The following is a 17265-nucleotide window of genomic DNA, read 5'->3' on the forward strand; positions in this document are numbered from 1 at the left end:
GCGCTAGGCGCGCTCTTCCCAGACCTTGGCAAGCTCCACGATCGTCCTGACGGCCTTTTCCATATCCTGGCGGCTGACCCATTCGAGCGGCGAGTGGAAGGCATGACCGCCAGCGAAAATGTTGGGGCACGGCAGGCCCATGAAGGAAAGACGCGAGCCGTCGGTACCGCCGCGGATACTGCCGCGCACTGGCGTCATATCCGCCCGGCGCACCGCCTCGACGGCGTTCTCGACGATCTCAGGATGACGGTCGAGCACCACCTTCATGTTGCGGTACTGTTCCTTCACGTCGAAACGATAGGTCGAGCCCGGATAGGCCTTCATCACATCCTTGACGATCGCTTCGAGCATGGTCTCCTTTTCGGTCAGACCCTCGTCGGTAAAATCGCGAATGATGAGGCTGATCGCAGCCTTTTCCATCGAGCCCGCCACCCCTGTCGGATGGATAAAGCCCTGCTTCCCCTCGGTCGTTTCCGGGGCGATCTCCTTCGGCAGCCGGTCGATAATCGCGCCGGCGATCTTGATGGCATTTTCCATCCGGTCCTTGGCAAAACCCGGATGGATTGCCACGCCGGCGATAACGATATCGACGCTATCTGCCGAGAAGGTCTCATCCTCAATATGGCCAGTGGTTTCGCCATCCATCGTATAGGCAAATTCCGCGCCGAGCTTCTTCAGATCGACCTTGTTGACGCCACGGCCGACCTCTTCGTCCGGCGTGAATAGGATCTTGATCGTCCCATGCTTGATCCTGGGATTATCGACGAGGACCTGCGCGGCAGCGATGATTTCCGCCAGGCCCGCCTTGTCGTCGGCGCCGAGTAAGGTCGTTCCATCAGTCGTAACGATATCGTTGCCGATCTGGTTCTTCAACTCAGGATGTTCTGAAACACGGATCACCCGGCTAGAATCACCGGGAAGCTGGATATCCCCGCCTGCATAGGCCTTCACCATCTGCGGCCTGACGTTCTTGCCGGTGAAGTCAGGCGCAGTGTCCATATGCGAGCAGAAGCAGATGACCGGCACGCGCTTGTCGGTATTGGCCGGAATGGTCGCATAAACATAGCCGTGCTCATCGAGATGCGCATCCGAAAGGCCGATCTCCAAGAGTTCCTCAACCAGAACCCGGCCGAGATCCTTCTGTTTTTCGGTGGTCGGCTGCGTGGATGAAGCAGGATCGGATTGGGTGTCGATGACGACATAGCGGAGAAAACGGTCGAGAACAGTGTCTGTCATAATATCCATTCCAGCATGATCATCATCTGATCATATAGCCATCGAAGACCATGTGATGAAAGCTCTTTTCCGCTCCCGACGGACTAAGCGCCGGCAAGCGTCTGCATCGATACCACGTGCGATAGCAGCCGGTCGTTCCTGACCTCGTGAACCAGAAAGGAGGAAACGTCGAGAACGGCAAGATCAGCCCGATCCCCGAGAAGAAGCGGATTGGGCGGGCAAAGCGAACCGCATGTCTGGAGGGTAATCAAGCCCACGCTGCTGGAAACTGGCCGGTGAACATGGCCGCAGAGAATTCCAAGCGGCGGAGATCTGCCCGCGTTCAAAAGCTCAAGAAGCGCATCGTCATTTCTGCACCGGACCTGATCGAGCACTTCTATACCGATGCCGAACGGCGGCTGGTGCATGAAGAGGAGAAAAGGCGGCGCAACATCGGCGAGCGTGCTCTTCAGCCACGACAGATGCGGCCGGATATCGCCATGGCTTTGGCCGGCTACCGTTACATCGACGCCAATAAGGGTCACGTCATCGAGAGCCGCCTGGAAATGCATCGACCCCACCGCGCCTGCCCAGTTGCCAACTTCGGCGAGCTCGGCTCGCATCACCGATTGATCATCACCGTTACCCGGCAGGAGATAGGTGGGGAAATCCAGCGCATGCAGGCTTTCCGCAATCTGGCGATAGCCCAGTTGCCATCCGTCGTCCACTAGGTCGCCGGTCAGCACAAGCGCATCCGGCCGGAAAGCCTTTAACCAATCGATTGCTCCTTCGAATGCGAGCAGCGACGGACTATCTGGACTGGCATGGATATCGGATATCTGCGCAACAAGCATATTGCCCCCTCGATCCCTGAGGAAGGCAGTATGCCGAAAGCGACAGTTGCATTCTATCGCCTTCCTTCCGTTCAATCGACGCGATTGCCCTCGCCGTTGAACACATGCAGATGCTTGGCCGGAAAGGCGACATTGACCTTCGGCCCCGCGGTCAACGCCTCACGATCGAGCGTGAAGATCTTGAACGGCAGGCCATGCAGCGAAAGATGCAGGATGATTCCGAAGCCGGTCGGCTCGACGAGCTCGACGTTGGCGGTAATCCCGGCCCCATCATTTGTCATGACGACATGTTCAGGCCGGATGCCAAGCGTCACCCTTTCACCGTTCGACAAGGGCAGCGACGTGTTGAGCGGCACGATCGTGCCATCCTTCAGCTTCACGCCGCCTGCCTCATAGCTCGCCTCGAGGAAGTTCATGCCGGGCGAGCCGATGAAGCCCGCGACGAAGAGGTTGGCAGGGCGATCGTAAAGCTCCAAGGGGCTGCCGACCTGCTGCACGACCCCGCCATGCATGGCGACGATCCGGTCCGCCAGCGTCATCGCCTCGATCTGGTCGTGGGTCACATAGATTGAGGTCGCCTTGAGGTCGCCATGCAATTTCTTGATTTCGGCGCGCATCTGCTCGCGCAGGCGCGCATCGAGGTTCGACAGCGGCTCATCGAACAGGAAAGCCTTCGGCTGGCGCACGATGGCGCGGCCCATGGCGACACGCTGGCGCTGGCCGCCCGATAGCGCTTTCGGCCGGCGTTCGAGCAGCGGATCTAGGCCGAGCTTGGAGGCGGCGCTCGCAACGGCGCTGGCGATCTTTTCCTTCGCCGTCTTCCGGAGCTTCAGGCTGTAGCTCATGTTGCCGGCGACATTCATGTGCGGATAGAGCGCATAGGACTGGAACACCATGGCGATGTCGCGGTCTTTCGGATGCAGCTCGTTGACGCGATTGCCGGCAATGCGGATCTCGCCGGCGGTTACCTCTTCGAGGCCAGCGATCATGCGCAGCAAGGTCGACTTGCCGCAACCGGACGGGCCGACCAGCACGACGAATTCGCCGTCCTTGATCTCCAGGTCGACGCCCTGCAAGACAGGAAAATGACCGTAGGATTTCTGGATATTCTTGATGTCGATCGATGCCATATGACTAACCCTTGACCGCGCCGGCCGTCAGACCCTGCACGAGATAACGCTGGATGAGCAGGAAGAAGAGGCCGGCCGGAATAAGCGCCATGATGCCCGCCGCCATCATCTGCCCGAAATCCACGGAGAATTTCGAAACGAAGGTAAGAAGTCCGACCGGGAAGGTCGCCGCATCATTGCCGTTGATCAGCATCAGCGCAAAGAGCAGTTCGCTCCAGGCAGCCGTGAAGACGAAGCCGAGGGTCGCCGCAATGCCGGGCAGCGTCAACGGCAGGATGATCTGCCGAAAGGCCACGAACTGGGTAGCGCCGTCGATCATCGCCGCTTCTTCGAGATCCTTCGGAATACCGTCGAAGAAGGACTGCATCAGGAAGGTCGCAAACGGCACGTTGAAGGCTGTGTAGACGATAACGAGACCCGTCAGGCTGTTCGTCAGATGCAGCGGCGACAGAATCTTGAAGATCGGTGCCACCAGCATGACGAGCGGGAACATCTGGGTCAGCAGCATCAGCGCCACGATCCAGTATTTCGCCCGGAAGTTAAAGCGTGACAGCGCATAGCCCGACAGCGAGGCACAGATCGTCACCGTGATAGCCGTCGAAGCCGAGACAATGACGCTGTTTTTGAAAAAGGTCGGGAAGGCGCTGTGCTCCAGCACGAAGCTGTAATGTTCCCACGTGGTCCGCGACGGCCACATGCGCACACCCTCGGTATAGAGCAGGTCATTCGGCGTGACCGAAACCTTCAGGAGCCAGAAGAGCGGGAAAAGCGCGAAAACAACATAGGCGAGGATCGCCAGACGGTGTGCGACAACGGGGAGAATGGAACGTCTCATGACTCAATCCTTGGCCAGCAGGCTCTGCCGCAGCAGGATGATCAGCATGGAATAGGCGAGAAGCAGGATCAGCAGCACCAGCGCGATCGCCGATGCATAGCCGAAATCGAGCCGCTTGAAGGCCTGGGTGAAAATGTAGCTGGCGACGATCTGCGTCCTGTCCGCCGGGCCGCCGCCGGTCATGACGACGATGAGATCGGCGAAATTCGAAATCCAGACGGTACGCAGCATGACGGTAATGGCGATCGTCGGCGCCAGGAACGGGAGGGTGATCGACCGGAAGCGCTGGAACCAGCCGGCGCCATCGATCGAGGCAGCCTCATAGAGATCGCGCGGGATCGCCTGCAGAGCAGCAAGCAGTGTGATCGCAAAGAAAGGAATCCCCCACCAGACATTGGCAATGATCGGCCCCCACATCGCATATTGCGGATCGGAAAGGATATTGCTCGGCTCGTTCATCAGCCCGAGTGCAAAAAGCCAGTGCGGGATCGGTCCGATGACGGGGTTGAAAAGCCAGGCCCAATTGAGGCCGGCAAGGAATGACGGCACCGCCCAGGGTAGGAAGACGAGAGCCTGAATGACGCCCCTGCCCCAGAATGGCTTGTCGAGTAGAAGTGCGAGGATGAGGCCGAAGATGAACTGCAGAACGACGGAAGCGCCGGTCCACCAGAGCGTATTCCTGAGCGCGCCATAAAAGGCCTTGTCCTGGGAAAGCTCGCGAAAATGCTCCAGCCCAATGAAGCCACCGGAGAAGGGGTTGAGCAGCTGGATATCGCGGAAGGCATAGGAAACGCCGATAACCAGCGGCACCAGCATGACCGCAATGATCAGGATCAGCGAGGGCGCGCTATAGAGATAGGGCCCCGAGGCATCGGCCAGGCGGCGCAGCCATGGTCGGCGGTCGTGGCGCATCTCGAGCGTGTCGGCGGTGATGGTCATTACCCGATACTTCCCCTTGCGGCGCTTCGGCGCGCCGTCTGTCGTTGCATGAGCGGCGGCGGAAGATCTCCGCCGCCGTTTGCGATTTTGGCCTTACTTCTTTGTGAGGAACTTCTGCTGTGCCTTCGTGAGGTAATCGGCCCACTGGTCGGCGAGATCCTTGGCCGAGATGTCACCCAGCATCGCCTGCTGCGAGGTCTTGATCGCCATGGAGTCCTTGAAGAAGGCGAATTCCTCGAGGTAGGTCGGCATAACAGTCGGAACGGTGTCCTTGTCGGCGAGCTCCTCGAACCAGCCCTTGAACTGGTCACCGGCATAGAACGGATCCTTCTCTGCGGCAGTATAGGCGGGCAGAGCGCCGATCTTCTTATTCCACTCGATATTGCCTTCAGGCCCTTCGAGGGTCGCGATCAGCTTCCAGGAGAGATCCTTGTTCTGGCTCGTCGTGAACATCGACCAGCCGCCGTAGCCGATGGTCGGATAGGACTTGCCGGCCGGGCCCTTCGGCAGCGGAATGACGCCAAAGTCTTCCTTCTTCATGCGCTCGGCGATCGCGATCAATGCATCAGGATCCTGGTCGAGGAAGGCGCACGTGCCGGAATAGAAGCCGGCGACGACTTCGTTGAAGCCCCAGTTGACGCTGTCCTTCGGGGCATAACCCTTCTTGTAGAGATCGACCATCCACTCGATACCCTTTGCCCAGCCTTCGCTGTTCATGGTCGAGGTGCCGTCCTCCTTGAAGTACTTGTTGTCGCCAGCCATGGAGGCTGCGAAGATCATCCAGCCGTTCAGGCCGCCCGGCCCACCGCGCATGCAGTAGCCGTATTTGCCCGGCAGCTTGGAGACGGCTTCGGAGGCCTTGGTGAAATCCTCCATCGTCTTCGGCGGTTCCTTGACGCCGGCTTCAGCGAGCAGCTTCTTGTTGTAGAACATGGCGCGCAGATAGAAGCCGTAGGGCAGCATATAGGCCGTGTTGTTGACATCGCGGCCGAGCTCCAGCGCGCGCGGCGTCAGCTCCTTGGTATGCTCCCACTTCGCGAGATAGGGCTCGAGGCTTTCGAGCATGCCATTATTGGCATAGAGCGACAGCCAGGTGTCGGGCATTTCCATCACGTCGGGCACATCGCCCGCCGAAACCATGGTGGCGAACTTCTGGAAGGCTTCGTTCCAGGGCAGCGAGATGATGTCGACCTTGGTGCCGGGATTGGCGGCTTCGAACTTGCCGACGATCGATTTCAGCGTTTCGGTGCGCTCGGGGCTGGTGATGACTTCCACGAGCTTCAGCGTGGTGTCCGCGAAAGCCGTACCCGCCATCATCGTGGCGAAGAGTGTTGAGAGAATAAGCTTTTTCATTTTTGGTTCCCCTCCGTAGTTGTTGTGAGGTTTCAGTTATGAGGCGACGGCAATCGCCTCCTCGATGTCCCTCCACAGGGCCTCGGTTCCTTCGAGGCCGATATGGAGGCGCACAGATCGCGAGCTGATGCCGAAGGCTTGTGCGGAATTCGGCTGTGCCTTCTGCTGCAGCACAACTTCGCCCGGTACGATCAGGCTTTCATGCCCACCCCAGCTTACGCCCAGTTTGAAAAGCTTGAGGTGATCTGCGAAGGCCCTGATGTCGATGCCTTCGCGGAATATGAACGAGAAGAGACCCGACGTGCCGTTGAGGCCGGCGGGCAGGCGGTTGGCGAGGCCCGGATGACAGACCTGCTCGACCACGTCGAGCGCCTGCAGGCGCTGCGCGATCGTCATGGCCGCCGCCTCGTGCGCCCGCATGCGTAAAGGCAGGGTCCGGAGGCCCCGGATCAGCAGCCAGGCATCGAAGGGCGACAGCTTGCCACCGAGATAGGGATAGGATTCGGCCTTGATGCGCGCGATCATCTCTTTCGAGCCGGCAACGACACCGGCCACGACATCGCTATGGCCGCCTAGATATTTGGAGGCCGAATGGATGACGAGATCGACGCCGAGTGTTATCGGCCGCTGGAAGAACGGGCTCGCCCAGCTATTGTCGATCATGGTGACGACGCCATGCTTTTTGGCGAGTGCAGCCAGCCCGCCGACATCATGCGCTTCCATCACCCAGCTCGTCGGGCTCTCCATATAGAAGACCTTGGCACCGGGCAGCGCCTTGGCGATGGCCTCTTCGTCACGGCCGTCGACATAGGTCACCTCGACCTTCATGCGCTTCAGGATCGTGCCGAACAGGCGGAAGGCGTCGGGATAGACATGCTTGACGGCGACGATACGGTCACCCGGCTCCACGAAGCTGAGCACCGCAGACGAGATCGCCGCCATGCCGCTTGCAAAACCCAGCGCATCCTCCGCACCTTCGAGCTTTGCCAGCATCTCCTCGAACATGCGCACGGTCGGGTTCAGCCCGCGCGTGTAGATCGGGCGCACCTTTTCGCCGCGATAGGAGGCGATCATGTCGTCGTAGTCGGAAAAGGTGAAAAGCGAGGTCTGGAAGATCGGCGGAACGACCGCCTCGGCGAAATTGCCCTCGTCATGGGCGGTGATCAGCGAAGCGAGGTCGAACGGTTCGAGGCCGTCAGTCATCGGGACATTTCCTTGATGTCTTCCTCGACCACGTCGAGGATTTTCAGTGTCTCACGCCGTGCCGCCTCGGTGTCCTGGGCGGCGATGGCGTTGAAAAGGGTGCGGTGAAAGGGAAAGGACCGGCGGGCGAAATCCTGCCGGTCGAAAGGGTGCGTCCAGAAACGCTCGAAGGTCTCGCGCATCTGTTCGAGAAGCTGGCGGAACAGCGGATTGTGCGTGGCGTCGTAGACCGCCAAATGGAAGGCGAGATCTTCCGGACCAGAGGCGCCTTTGGAAAGATGCACCCGCTCCATCTCGTCGAGTTTTTCCTCGATGACGACGAGATCTTTCGCCGTGCGCCGCCGAGCCGCCACCATGCCGGCCTCGCATTCGATGCCGCGGCGAACCTCCAGCGTCTGCAGCAGCACATCGCGCAGATGCGGCGTCTCGAACGATAGCGGCATATGAATCGTATCGCGAGAAACCGGTTTCAGCAGATAAGTTCCGCTGCCCTTGCGCGTCTCGATGACGCCGAGCGCCTGAAAATGCCGGATTGCCTCGCGAATGGTAGACCGCCCGACGGCAAGGGCTGCCATCAATTCACGCTCCGCCGGCAGCCGGTCGCCCGCCTGAAGCCGGGCATCCTCGACATAATGCGCCAGCGCTTCCGTCACCTGACGGGCGCGGTCCATCGCCGGAAGCGGCCGGATTACCGGCCTATCACTACCATTTGCCTTCATGGTTCCCCAAGTTCTTTTCTAAGGCAGCCGACCCCAAAATTGGTCTGACATCTTAGCATTTCTCAAAGATGGAGAGGCGTCAAGGCGGTATTTACGATTGTGGCGACGCTCGTTTGAATCTTCCCGGCTGGCCATTGGTTTGCACCAATGTTCCCTTAGCTTGGTCCAAGAAGCTATTTCCTGATCTCAAGGCCGCATGACCGCCGCTCCTGCCCGCAAGAGAATCGTTTGCTGGCAACGGATGATAAGACTGCGATTGTCGTGTTCGAAACGTGTCTCGGCGCCATAAAACACCCTCGGAGTTGCCGATCGGACGGCGCTGTCCGAGGGCGAATCACCACCATGGAAGAATTGCAACGCGGCTTTCTTAGGCAAACCGGATCGCCGACCGTGCCCGGGCCTTCGCGGCAACCTCGTCGCGGTCGCGAGGAGGTTGAGAGGTCTCTAGCGAATTAAGCAGTTCCTTGGCGCATTTCGCGATCGACATCACCGCGTGTTCAAAAGCGGCCTCATTGCGTTTTGATGGCCTGGTGGTTCCGCTCAACTTGCGTACGAACTGAAGCGCCGCATCATGGATTTCCTCGTCCGTCGCTGGTGGATCGAAGTTGAATAGGGGCTTGATATTTCGGCACATGCCTTGCTTTCCTTTTCGTCACGCCGCCGTTTCAAAGGGTACGGGGTATAAAAGCTAGTTCCGTGAGCGCTAATTGCAACGGACTGGGCGGCAACTCCCAGTCACCGATCACATTGAGTAGACAGCGGCCTTAACTCGGCTCCCATGAAAAGATAGTTCAAGCTCGCTTCTAACTCGGCCTCTACAAAGGCGGAGCCGCCACACCTACCGATTACTTGCGAACTCAACCGACGATATTTCGACTGACCAATCCAGTTCCTGTGGTGTCAATTTATCCGGCAAAGTCTGCAGGCCTCGATATTGGTTTAGCGCCCAGCAGTCGTCATAGGTGCCGCCAGGCTCGATAATTTTATAACTCGTGAGGTGGTCGGAATAATACTCAATGCTGAAGCCGCGACGTTTTGCGATCAGCCGGAAGCGGACGACATCCACCTGCTGCCGAGAACCGTTGAAAAGCCGAACGAAAACTGGCCTAGCGGGATCTACGCATCCCTTAGTTCCACTGCTTGTGCCTTCTATCGAGGCGCTCGATCCATCGCGGTTTGTTTGCTGGAAGTAGATGAAGGTCGCAACACCGCCGCCCACGACCACGAGTGCGGTGAGGGTAAGCAGCGTCGGCTTTGGAAACAGAAAGAAGAAGACGATAACGATCACCACCGCGACTATCAGTAAAATCATATGGCGGGTCTCGTTTCTTTACTTTTGTGCTGTCCAAAAGGACGACGTGATATGAGGCCTTTGTCATCGCCTGGCTCTTGGCCGCTTGGATTAGTCGCGAACGCGATGTTTTGGTATCTCAACATGTAGGTGTTTGTTGGTTGATCTTCCAGCCGGTTGAGGGCGATCAAATGTCTGCCGCAGTGCGGGAATACTTAGCCCCGGTGTGGAGAGACATGATTTTTCCTTTTTCATTGGGATGATAGATATAGGCGGCGGAGTAGCAACCGACGAAGGCCACAGGCAGACCCCATGGTTTTAATGCGATGGATGACATATGGCTTCGCAATTACGTTTCTTCTTGCCAGCATTGCCGATGTCGTTGCGGCAAACGAGCCAGATCCCTTTGACCAGTTCAATGAACGCTGCCTCAACCGGGGAACGGATTTTCAACGGACGGTCGCCGTAGCAAAGGAACGGGATTGGCCAGCACTTGCGGAGGATATGACTACAAGTCTGGTGCCGGTGGAAAATCCTGTCGCGTTGGAGGGCTGGAATCTGAGCGCTGGCGAAGATGTACCATTCAGGGCGCTGGTGGTGGCACGGGCGTCCGTAGGCGACAACACCGTCGAAAGCTGCACCATGGCGTTCGCGGAAATCGATGCTGCGGCCTTCGAACGACGCCTGGTCAGCGAGACGCATGCTAAAGCGTCCGGAGAAGGGAATGGACAGGGGCGCGCCAGAAAGTTCTTCAAAGCATCGTCCCCAGAGCGCCGGGAAGCGATTACGCTCGACCTGCCACTTTATCCGAACGGAAGCGACGAGGTCATCGTCAGCGTTGTTTCGGACCAACAGATCGAGAACTGATCCGCGTTCTATCGCAGCAAACCAAGCCTGCCGAAATCGGCGAAGGCTTCCTACATCACGCCGCTGAGGCCGCCGGGATGACTGTCGATCGCGTTGCCGATGAGGCTGCCGGCATCGTCGAGAAGACTCATCACGTCCTCCTTGCGTGGAGATGAGGCGCCGCTTCATCTCCACGCCTATTGATGCAATATGTGATCTCAGGACTTCAGCTTGCTGTTGCAGATGCTGTAATAACCACCGCCCTTCTTGATCCAGGTCAGGCCGTTCAGGCTGTTGTTGGCTTTATCGGCATTGTATTGATCGAGGCAGGTATGCATCCGGCCCTTGCCGGGCGTCTCGCTCGCATATTTTGCATCGACCTTCGTTGGGAAGACCACGCCCTTCGGAGCCACGGCCTTGGTTGGCGCGGGCTCAGCCGCGTTGTCGGTATTGGCGGTCGTCGGCTCGTCGGTCGCGGCGGGCTTTGCGGGCGTCGCTGCAGTGGGCTTTGCCGGTGTCGCTGCGGCAGTATCCGCTCCGCATTGCGCCTTGCGGAAGTCGTTCCACTTCATGCCATTGAGACTATTGGCTGCCTGCGCCGCTTTATATTTGGCACTGCAGTCCTGCATGCTCATAGCATCGGCGCTTGACGCGGCAATGAAGGCGCCGACACCAAGTGCTGCGGCGACAGCGAGAGAAGCAAGTCTGTACATGTTTTTCTCCTCCGATTTATTTGGCGCATGGGGTATGCGCCATGCCGGATGCCTTGAGCTTTCGGCACCCGGTCGAGCAAAAGTCGCGGAGCAATGAGGTCAATTTAGCGGCAGCGAACCAACTGCTACCCGATGCCGCAGCAAACACTAAAATAAGCTTGTTTTTCGGGTCTTTGGCGAGGGGCGAGAGATTGAGAAGGGACCTGCGCAACCTTCGTCGCGGAGCAACTGAGCGAAGCCTCCGAGCGCCTGTAGGTACTAACGGGCGCGACCATCCCAGTCGGGGCAGTGTGTCGAGAGACTGAAAGCCTCGGAAGGATCAACTTCAGATCGGTGCTCCCGCTCCTACACGGCGGGCCGCAACCCTCCTCAAAGGTGATCACACACCCCGCATGTTTCCCCAAAGCAGGACATGGAGCTGCGGGAGAACGCGTGCATCAAACCACCGATCCGAGGCGACCCTGTCGACCAGCCACCGCATACGGTTGAGAATACCCTCGAGATCGATCAAGGCTTCATCTTCGACCGGCGGCGTGTGATTGCCGGGCTGCAGGAAGATCGGAAGCTCTTTGAACTCCTTCGCGACAGACCTTGCAAACGCATAGTCAGTGTCATCGAAGATGACGATCTTCATCGCGATCCCGGGACCGTTGCGTGCGGCCGCCACGCAATCCCTTAGTTCGTCCAGCTTGAATTCCATACCGCTGGACGGTGGTTTGGGACTGAGGATCAAGTGATCCAGCTCTGCAAACCAGTCCTGGGCGATCGATCCCTGCGTTTCCAAAGCGAATTGATAGCCATCGCGCTTTCCCCGAGCTATCAGTGGCCCGAGCGGCTGAATTGCCGGGTTTCCACCGGACAGAGAAATCGTCAGCGGACAGCCTTGAGAGAGCAATTCCACTTTCGACCAGATATCGTCGACCGACATTGGCGTCCACTCGTCGCGGAAGGCGCTGTCGACGGCATGGAGGGTATCGCACCATTCGCAGCGATAGTCGCAGCCACCCGTTCTGACGAAGACGGTAGGGAGGCCGATGAGCGGCCCCTCCCCCTGGATCGTCGGTCCGAAGATTTCGCTGATGCGGATCTTTTGTTCCCTGCCTGTCATGGACGATATTCCGCCCATGTCTTCGGCGTCTCGCTCACCCTGACAGCAGAGGTTTCCGGCAGGCGTTGCTTACACCAGTCGTAAAAATGCCTGGCGAGCCATTCGGATGTCACCCGGTCATGGCCCAGTACATCATTGAGGTGCCGGTGATCGAAGCTCTCGTCGATGTAGCGTTTGAGTGGCGAAAGCTCGTGATAATCACGGACAAAGCCATCCTCGTTCAACTCAGAGGCGGAAAGCTCGACCTCGACTATGTAATTGTGGCCATGGAGACGCGCGCACTGATGGTCGTCAGGAAGGTGGGACAGCTGATGCGAGGCGGAGAAATGGAATTCCTTGGTAATCCGGTACATTACTTGGCCTCGTCTGCTCTGAATGCACCGGTAGCAGCAATCCAGAAATCCGGATCGTCATAGACGGTTGGATCCTCGACACCGGCGAGATGGAAAGCTTCACGACGCTCGACGCATGTACCGCATCTCCCGCAGTGGAAACGGTCGCCCTTGTAGCAAGACCAGGTCTCTTCAAAAGGCGTCCGATGCTTCGCACCGTCGGTGACAATGTCGGCCTTCGTGGCGTTCACATAGGGAGCAAACAGGCTGACATCAGCATATCCCTCAAGGGCATGTTGTTGCATGACCTCAAACGACGAAATGAAGCCCGGCCGACAGTCTGGGTAGATGAAGTGGTCTCCGCCATGGACTGCAATCGCCACGGCATCTGCGTGACGAGCAGCAGCAAGGCCGAACGCGATTGACAGCATGATGGCGTTGCGGTTCGGCACGACCGTTGCCTTCATCGTCTCTTCGGCGTAGTGCCCGTCAGGAACCTGAATATCGTCCGTGAGGGCGGAGCCGGTCAGGTGCTTGCCCACGTTCGATATGTCTACAATGTCATGTGGCACGTCGAGCCTTCGCGCGCAGAGAGCCGCGAATTCCAGCTCTTTGACATGCCGTTGACCGTAGTTGAAGGAGATCAGGCCGATCAGTTGGTGGTTCGCCGCAATCTTGTATGCAAGCGAAATAGAGTCGAGTCCGCCTGAGCAGACGACAAGTATTTTCATTTTAGGGTCCCTTGTTTTGTTGAACCGGGTGGGCTGCGACCGGTTAGCGGGGCACCTACTAAACTTCCGATGCCGGGATGTCTAGTAACTTTGCCGGCAAGAGCCGTCGACGCCGATGCGTTCGCGCAGAGCACGCGGAGCTCCTCCCCTCGAAGACGGGCTGCAGCGTAGTATCGGTCCGAGACGAGCAGTTGATGTCGTATCTCCCATCCGGGCTTCGAAAGGAGAGCAGCCCGATCTCAATCCAGACGCTTGCGTGGTCTCAATCGCGAGGCCGCTGCGGCGCTAGCGATTGCGTCTGTGCATAGGCGAGCGGCGAACGGTTTCCGGGCAGGTTTTCATCAAGGATCAGCGTCTTGATGTCGTCAGAGCGGACATCGAGCGCGATCACGCGTTCGAGCTTGTCCAACGACCAGACCGAATAGCCAAGTGCGTTCGAGTAGCCGCAATCGCATCCGCAGTCATCCCCCGGTATTTCCGTGGCCTTGACCGGGAGATACATGATCCGCGGCTTCGGGAGCTTGTAGCAATGGCCCTCATAGGCATAGCCATAGATTACACCGATGCTCTCTATCTCGACCTTGCCGGGATCGATCAGAATGAAGCAGTTGCCCACTTTAAGGCTGATTTTATCCTTGCCTGCTTCAACGTCGCCATCCCGGATCGGTTTTACCTTGGCAGCTTCAGGCCGTCGCGGGGCATCCCCGGGTGGACAATATTCGTTTCGTCCATAGAGACGAACCTCGCTTGGATTGAATGGCAGATCGCCTGTTCCAATGAACGGATTTTCGGAGCAGCAGCTCATTTCCCCCTCCTGTTCTGGCTCACCTCGAGCCGATGATTTCACGCCATGCAAAATTTTCCTCCAGTTGCGCGGCAGCGCTTAGATCGGCAGCTGAGACGATTGCCAGCGCGGCATCCCGAAGACGCATCGTGTCCGGATCCAGCCTGTGAAGCGCAGCACCGATTGCCGCTCCCACTGAATCCCTCGCCTTGATCAAGGCGAGCTTGAAGAAGAGCGGTCTGTCCCGAAATGCTTCCGCCGTCGTTTGCCGAAACCAGTCAAACTCGTCCTGTGTCAGATCGCGAAGATTGACTGAGAGCAGACGGTGATCGGCGCAGCCGCTGGCGACCAGTTCCCGATGATAGAGTTCGACGATGGTATCGAAGATCGCACCGAGAAGAGGCAGTGAGCGATCGTGAGCCTCGCTCGTGACTTCCGACATGCGCCGGAAGTTGGTCGCAAGGCGGATCTGCGTCTCCGGGCTCGTCTCGGCGAAGCGATTGAGTTCGTTATAAAGAAGCAGATTTCCTTTCGTTCTGCGCAGCAGCCGGTCGATGGCGGAATCGAAATGTAGAAACGAAATCAGAGATATACTATCCGAGATGGCCTCGGAGAACGGAAAGAAATCCGCATCACGGGAAAGATTGCCGGGAAACCCCATCTGCGAGAGCGTGATGAGATGGCCGATCTCATGAGCGATCGTGTCGAAATTCAGCGCGTAAGGCGACTCTTCGCCAGCCGCTTCCGAATAGCCGAGTTCGATGAAGCCGAAGCCCGCATGTGCGTTGTTCCACCGAACAAAGGGAACGATTTCGAGTCGCGGATAGAAATCGGAGAAGAACCAGTGCATCGGCCGGGCAAGATAATTGCGCCAGACATCCAGAACGAAATGAATGCATGCATAAGCATGGACACCGAGATAGTCGCGCGATCTCGGATCCAGGCTATCGAAATGGCGGTCCGGTCCTGACTGGACTGACTGCCGCTGAGGGCCGCGATAAGGGGGCAAACCGCTGAAACCATAGGGTTCCTTGTCGAACAGCGGATCGGCGACATACATCGATATGTCACTCGGACCATCACCAATCTCGTCAGGCAATATCGACAGCAAGACACGGTCAGGCTGCTCATATCCAAGGATAAAAGGCGGCTGGGGAAATATCCAGCATCGCGTTCCAAGAGCCGGCGCGGACCTTTTAAGTGATATGTCAGGAGACAATTCCATAGCTCAACTACTCGAAGAGATGAGTTGTATGGCAATCAAACAATATTAGTAGTTTCTAATTAATCTTATGTCAATAGATCCAGCTTCTAGATCGCGCAGGAAAGTATTCGTTATCGTATAGGGCAACTTTGCCAGGTTTGACTTCGACAGTTCAGGAGCTAGCCGCAGCGCTAATCGAGCATCGGTTTTCTTCTGCGCAATCAGATGGCTGCGCAGCAAGGCCGACTTCTCCGGCAGCCATTGCGCGGCGGCCAGCACCTTTCGAAAGGATCGTTCCCGAAAGTTAAGCCGTTGGGCTGCTGCGATCCCGGCATCCATCTCGGCTTTCGAGATCAGGCCGCGACGAAAGAGTGCCTTAAAACTACGCTGAAGATCGACGAGAGCCTCGGTTAGAGGCGTGAAGCCGAGTTCGGCAGGGCCGCATTGGACCGCGACCGCATCTTCCGCCGTCAGCGGCCACCGCCTGTACCAGCGATAGATGAGGCCTGCACCAATCATTCCGAATGGGTGCAGTTCGGCAGCCCGGAGCGCGCCCATGCTTGCAGCACCGATCATCACGATGCCCTGCGACAGCGCCCAGAGAATTTCCTTGTGGCGCACGGCAGGTCTGTCTTCGAAAAAACCGTCAATCAAGACCATCGCTTTCGGACGAAATGCGTGCGCGGCAAGGATGATGTCTCCCTGCGAAACGGGTTGCAGGTATATGGCGTCGAGAATGCGTTGCGCTTCCGGCAGACGCAAGGTCGGGCCGAGAAAGACAAGTATCGGGCCGTCCGTTTTCTGATCCATCCCCGATCCTCACCGCTCGACTGCAAAAGGGCGCATGCCAGCGAGGATCGTGCGTACGCAATGAATGTTCGGATCGTTCTGCGAAGCGATTGGAACAGCCAGAACCGGCCCCAGTCCAGCGACCATGACCCGTTCCAGGAGATCGGCGAGGTCGGCAACCGCTGGCAAAACACCCGGAAAGTCGATCGATGGAACATTTTCCCCAAGGATAAGATCGCGCGCGTCGGCAAGCATTGTCTTGCTCGGTCTCGCATAATGTTTCCACGTCTGATCGTCACGCGCACCCGATATCGCGCCGGCACGGGCCGCCAGTGCTTCAAGCAAGGCGCCGAACGCCGCCTGATGAAGATCAAGGCCGGCACAATAACCTTCCGTCGGGAGGGCCAACGTGGTTTCGCCTTCGCCAGCTTCAATCGTCTGGCACCAGACGACCGGGACCCGTGCTGGTGACGGCGCATACCAGAAGGCAGCCGATATTCCGTGCTCGGCAAGGCGTGACAGAACATTTTGCACTGCTGCGCCTAATGCGGAGATCGGCAGCCTCATCCGGTCCATGAAGCCGTGGGTTTCGAAAGCCCGCGAAATCGCATCCCGTTCCACGCACTCCAGCAGCCCATGCTGAAACGCGCCCAAATCTGACCGGTGGCATGCAAGGCCTGTCGTGCTGCGCAGAAACACGCCGTCGCGGGGCGGCGGCGGATCGGTGTAGATCGTATGCACAAGTTCAAACGGGATGGGTGCGGCAGCGCCGGTTGCCATATCGACACCCATGATCCAGTCGATCTCACGCTCACGCCAATTCACGCTGCAGGCAGAAAGGCAAAAACCTTCGAAGGACCCGGTCCTAATCCTCAGCCTTTCCGCGGTCGACAGGAAGACACGAGGGGTAGGGATCGCCTCGGCGTAGAAGCGCTCGAGCGATTCCATGATTGCTCCGATTGCAGCAGACGTTTTGGACATTCCGCGGCCGAGCGAGGTGACTTCCGACAACGCCGCCGGTCTTATGGCCTGGATGACTGGAAGCCCGATCCGGTCGAGGCCGGTCAGATCGGCAATGCGGGTGATCCGGGCTCGACGGCAGAGCGGCAACAGGGAGCGGAAATAAACCTCGGCATCCCCGGGGCCACGTTCCGGCGATGCAAGAGACGTGTTCCCGTCCCTGATATCAGCATAAAATGCCGAGAGCATTTCACTCACG

The 17265-nt window shown here is 58.2% G+C and carries 19 protein-coding genes; 1 reads left to right on the plus strand and 18 read right to left on the minus strand.

Annotation, left to right across the window (positions count from 1 at the left end; genetic code table 11):
- Positions 1-3: 3 nt before the first annotated feature.
- The 10 genes from pepT to AC1DM5_RS07620 form a co-directional block, all read right to left on the minus strand.
- Complete coding sequence (gene pepT / locus AC1DM5_RS07575; protein WP_477818632.1) at positions 4-1236, minus strand: peptidase T; 1233 nt, start codon at positions 1234-1236, stop codon at positions 4-6.
- 83 nt (positions 1237-1319) lie between these two features.
- Positions 1320-2069 carry a metallophosphoesterase gene (locus AC1DM5_RS07580; protein ID WP_477974812.1) on the minus strand — a complete coding sequence of 250 codons (750 nt, stop codon included), beginning with the start codon at positions 2067-2069 and terminating at the stop codon, positions 1320-1322.
- Positions 2070-2140: 71 nt separating this feature from the next.
- Positions 2141-3199, minus strand: a complete 1059-nt coding sequence (locus AC1DM5_RS07585) for an ABC transporter ATP-binding protein (RefSeq protein WP_477818634.1) — start codon at positions 3197-3199, stop codon at positions 2141-2143.
- A 4-nt stretch (positions 3200-3203) separates the two neighbouring features.
- Complete coding sequence (locus AC1DM5_RS07590; protein WP_477818635.1) at positions 3204-4034, minus strand: carbohydrate ABC transporter permease; 831 nt, start codon at positions 4032-4034, stop codon at positions 3204-3206.
- Between the two features lie 3 nt (positions 4035-4037).
- Positions 4038-4973: a carbohydrate ABC transporter permease gene (locus AC1DM5_RS07595; RefSeq protein ID WP_477818636.1), complete on the minus strand. Its 936-nt coding sequence runs from the start codon at positions 4971-4973 to the stop codon at positions 4038-4040.
- Between the two features lie 93 nt (positions 4974-5066).
- A complete protein-coding gene (locus AC1DM5_RS07600; RefSeq protein WP_477818637.1) occupies positions 5067-6326 on the minus strand; it encodes an ABC transporter substrate-binding protein in 1260 nt (419 codons plus the stop codon).
- 36 nt (positions 6327-6362) lie between these two features.
- Complete coding sequence (locus AC1DM5_RS07605) at positions 6363-7529, minus strand: PLP-dependent transferase (RefSeq protein WP_477818638.1); 1167 nt, start codon at positions 7527-7529, stop codon at positions 6363-6365.
- Positions 7526-8248 carry a FadR/GntR family transcriptional regulator gene (locus AC1DM5_RS07610; protein WP_025668775.1) on the minus strand — a complete coding sequence of 241 codons (723 nt, stop codon included), beginning with the start codon at positions 8246-8248 and terminating at the stop codon, positions 7526-7528. Before AC1DM5_RS07610 ends, AC1DM5_RS07605 begins: the two co-directional genes overlap by 4 nt.
- Before the next feature lie 367 nt (positions 8249-8615).
- The gene (locus tag AC1DM5_RS07615; RefSeq protein WP_007820917.1) at positions 8616-8882 is read right to left on the minus strand and encodes a DUF2277 domain-containing protein; all 267 of its coding nucleotides are present in this window, start codon (positions 8880-8882) and stop codon (positions 8616-8618) included.
- A 204-nt stretch (positions 8883-9086) separates the two neighbouring features.
- Entirely contained in the window at positions 9087-9560 is a 474-nt protein-coding gene (locus AC1DM5_RS07620; RefSeq protein WP_477818639.1) for a hypothetical protein, read from the minus strand.
- A gap of 291 nt (positions 9561-9851) precedes the next feature.
- Here AC1DM5_RS07620 and AC1DM5_RS07625 point away from each other — a divergent pair, with 291 nt between their 5' ends.
- Positions 9852-10406 carry a hypothetical protein gene (locus AC1DM5_RS07625; RefSeq protein ID WP_477818640.1) on the plus strand — a complete coding sequence of 185 codons (555 nt, stop codon included), beginning with the start codon at positions 9852-9854 and terminating at the stop codon, positions 10404-10406.
- A gap of 197 nt (positions 10407-10603) precedes the next feature.
- Here AC1DM5_RS07625 and AC1DM5_RS07630 read toward each other — a convergent pair whose 3' ends face one another.
- The 8 genes from AC1DM5_RS07630 to AC1DM5_RS07665 all read right to left on the minus strand — a co-directional run bounded on the left by AC1DM5_RS07630 (position 10604) and on the right by AC1DM5_RS07665 (position 17255).
- Complete coding sequence (locus AC1DM5_RS07630) at positions 10604-11098, minus strand: hypothetical protein (RefSeq protein ID WP_477818641.1); 495 nt, start codon at positions 11096-11098, stop codon at positions 10604-10606.
- A gap of 379 nt (positions 11099-11477) precedes the next feature.
- Complete coding sequence (gene queE, locus AC1DM5_RS07635; protein WP_477818642.1) at positions 11478-12206, minus strand: 7-carboxy-7-deazaguanine synthase QueE; 729 nt, start codon at positions 12204-12206, stop codon at positions 11478-11480.
- On the minus strand, positions 12203-12559 hold the full coding sequence (gene queD / locus AC1DM5_RS07640; protein WP_477818643.1) for a 6-carboxytetrahydropterin synthase QueD: 357 nt from the start codon (positions 12557-12559) through the stop codon (positions 12203-12205). Before queD ends, queE begins: the two co-directional genes overlap by 4 nt.
- Positions 12559-13269 (minus strand): 7-cyano-7-deazaguanine synthase QueC, encoded by a 711-nt coding sequence (gene queC / locus AC1DM5_RS07645; protein ID WP_477818644.1) that lies wholly within the window; start codon positions 13267-13269, stop codon positions 12559-12561. The genes queD and queC overlap by 1 nt, the downstream gene beginning before the upstream one ends.
- 262 nt (positions 13270-13531) lie before the next feature.
- The gene (locus AC1DM5_RS07650; RefSeq protein WP_477818645.1) at positions 13532-14074 is read right to left on the minus strand and encodes a hypothetical protein; all 543 of its coding nucleotides are present in this window, start codon (positions 14072-14074) and stop codon (positions 13532-13534) included.
- A gap of 19 nt (positions 14075-14093) precedes the next feature.
- Positions 14094-15278 (minus strand): gluzincin family metallopeptidase, encoded by a 1185-nt coding sequence (locus AC1DM5_RS07655; protein WP_477818646.1) that lies wholly within the window; start codon positions 15276-15278, stop codon positions 14094-14096.
- Positions 15279-15323: 45 nt separating this feature from the next.
- Positions 15324-16067: a TfuA-like protein gene (locus AC1DM5_RS07660; protein WP_477818647.1), complete on the minus strand. Its 744-nt coding sequence runs from the start codon at positions 16065-16067 to the stop codon at positions 15324-15326.
- 9 nt (positions 16068-16076) lie between these two features.
- On the minus strand, positions 16077-17255 hold the full coding sequence (locus tag AC1DM5_RS07665) for a YcaO-like family protein (protein ID WP_477818648.1): 1179 nt from the start codon (positions 17253-17255) through the stop codon (positions 16077-16079).
- Positions 17256-17265: the final 10 nt, after the last annotated feature.

Source organism: Rhizobium sp. 01T437 (genome assembly GCF_056398505.1).

What these genes read in the sequence shown, in the direction of transcription:
- AC1DM5_RS07585 (WP_477818634.1), bottom strand. Translation starts at nt 3,199, where the DNA reads ATGGCATCGATCGACATCAAGAATATCCAGAAATCCTACGGTCATTTT.
- queE (WP_477818642.1), bottom strand. Translation starts at nt 12,206, where the DNA reads ATGACAGGCAGGGAACAAAAGATCCGCATCAGCGAAATCTTCGGACCG.
- queD (WP_477818643.1), bottom strand. Translation starts at nt 12,559, where the DNA reads ATGTACCGGATTACCAAGGAATTCCATTTCTCCGCCTCGCATCAGCTG.
- AC1DM5_RS07600 (WP_477818637.1), bottom strand. Translation starts at nt 6,326, where the DNA reads ATGAAAAAGCTTATTCTCTCAACACTCTTCGCCACGATGATGGCGGGT.
- AC1DM5_RS07630 (WP_477818641.1), bottom strand. Translation starts at nt 11,098, where the DNA reads ATGTACAGACTTGCTTCTCTCGCTGTCGCCGCAGCACTTGGTGTCGGC.
- AC1DM5_RS07650 (WP_477818645.1), bottom strand. Translation starts at nt 14,074, where the DNA reads ATGAGCTGCTGCTCCGAAAATCCGTTCATTGGAACAGGCGATCTGCCA.
- queC (WP_477818644.1), bottom strand. Translation starts at nt 13,269, where the DNA reads ATGAAAATACTTGTCGTCTGCTCAGGCGGACTCGACTCTATTTCGCTT.
- pepT (WP_477818632.1), bottom strand. Translation starts at nt 1,236, where the DNA reads ATGACAGACACTGTTCTCGACCGTTTTCTCCGCTATGTCGTCATCGAC.
- AC1DM5_RS07605 (WP_477818638.1), bottom strand. Translation starts at nt 7,529, where the DNA reads ATGACTGACGGCCTCGAACCGTTCGACCTCGCTTCGCTGATCACCGCC.
- AC1DM5_RS07665 (WP_477818648.1), bottom strand. Translation starts at nt 17,255, where the DNA reads ATGCTCTCGGCATTTTATGCTGATATCAGGGACGGGAACACGTCTCTT.
- AC1DM5_RS07610 (WP_025668775.1), bottom strand. Translation starts at nt 8,248, where the DNA reads ATGAAGGCAAATGGTAGTGATAGGCCGGTAATCCGGCCGCTTCCGGCG.
- AC1DM5_RS07580 (WP_477974812.1), bottom strand. Translation starts at nt 2,069, where the DNA reads ATGCTTGTTGCGCAGATATCCGATATCCATGCCAGTCCAGATAGTCCG.
- AC1DM5_RS07615 (WP_007820917.1), bottom strand. Translation starts at nt 8,882, where the DNA reads ATGTGCCGAAATATCAAGCCCCTATTCAACTTCGATCCACCAGCGACG.
- AC1DM5_RS07660 (WP_477818647.1), bottom strand. Translation starts at nt 16,067, where the DNA reads ATGGATCAGAAAACGGACGGCCCGATACTTGTCTTTCTCGGCCCGACC.
- AC1DM5_RS07590 (WP_477818635.1), bottom strand. Translation starts at nt 4,034, where the DNA reads ATGAGACGTTCCATTCTCCCCGTTGTCGCACACCGTCTGGCGATCCTC.
- AC1DM5_RS07625 (WP_477818640.1), top strand. Translation starts at nt 9,852, where the DNA reads ATGGTTTTAATGCGATGGATGACATATGGCTTCGCAATTACGTTTCTT.
- AC1DM5_RS07595 (WP_477818636.1), bottom strand. Translation starts at nt 4,973, where the DNA reads ATGACCATCACCGCCGACACGCTCGAGATGCGCCACGACCGCCGACCA.
- AC1DM5_RS07655 (WP_477818646.1), bottom strand. Translation starts at nt 15,278, where the DNA reads ATGGAATTGTCTCCTGACATATCACTTAAAAGGTCCGCGCCGGCTCTT.
- AC1DM5_RS07620 (WP_477818639.1), bottom strand. Translation starts at nt 9,560, where the DNA reads ATGATTTTACTGATAGTCGCGGTGGTGATCGTTATCGTCTTCTTCTTT.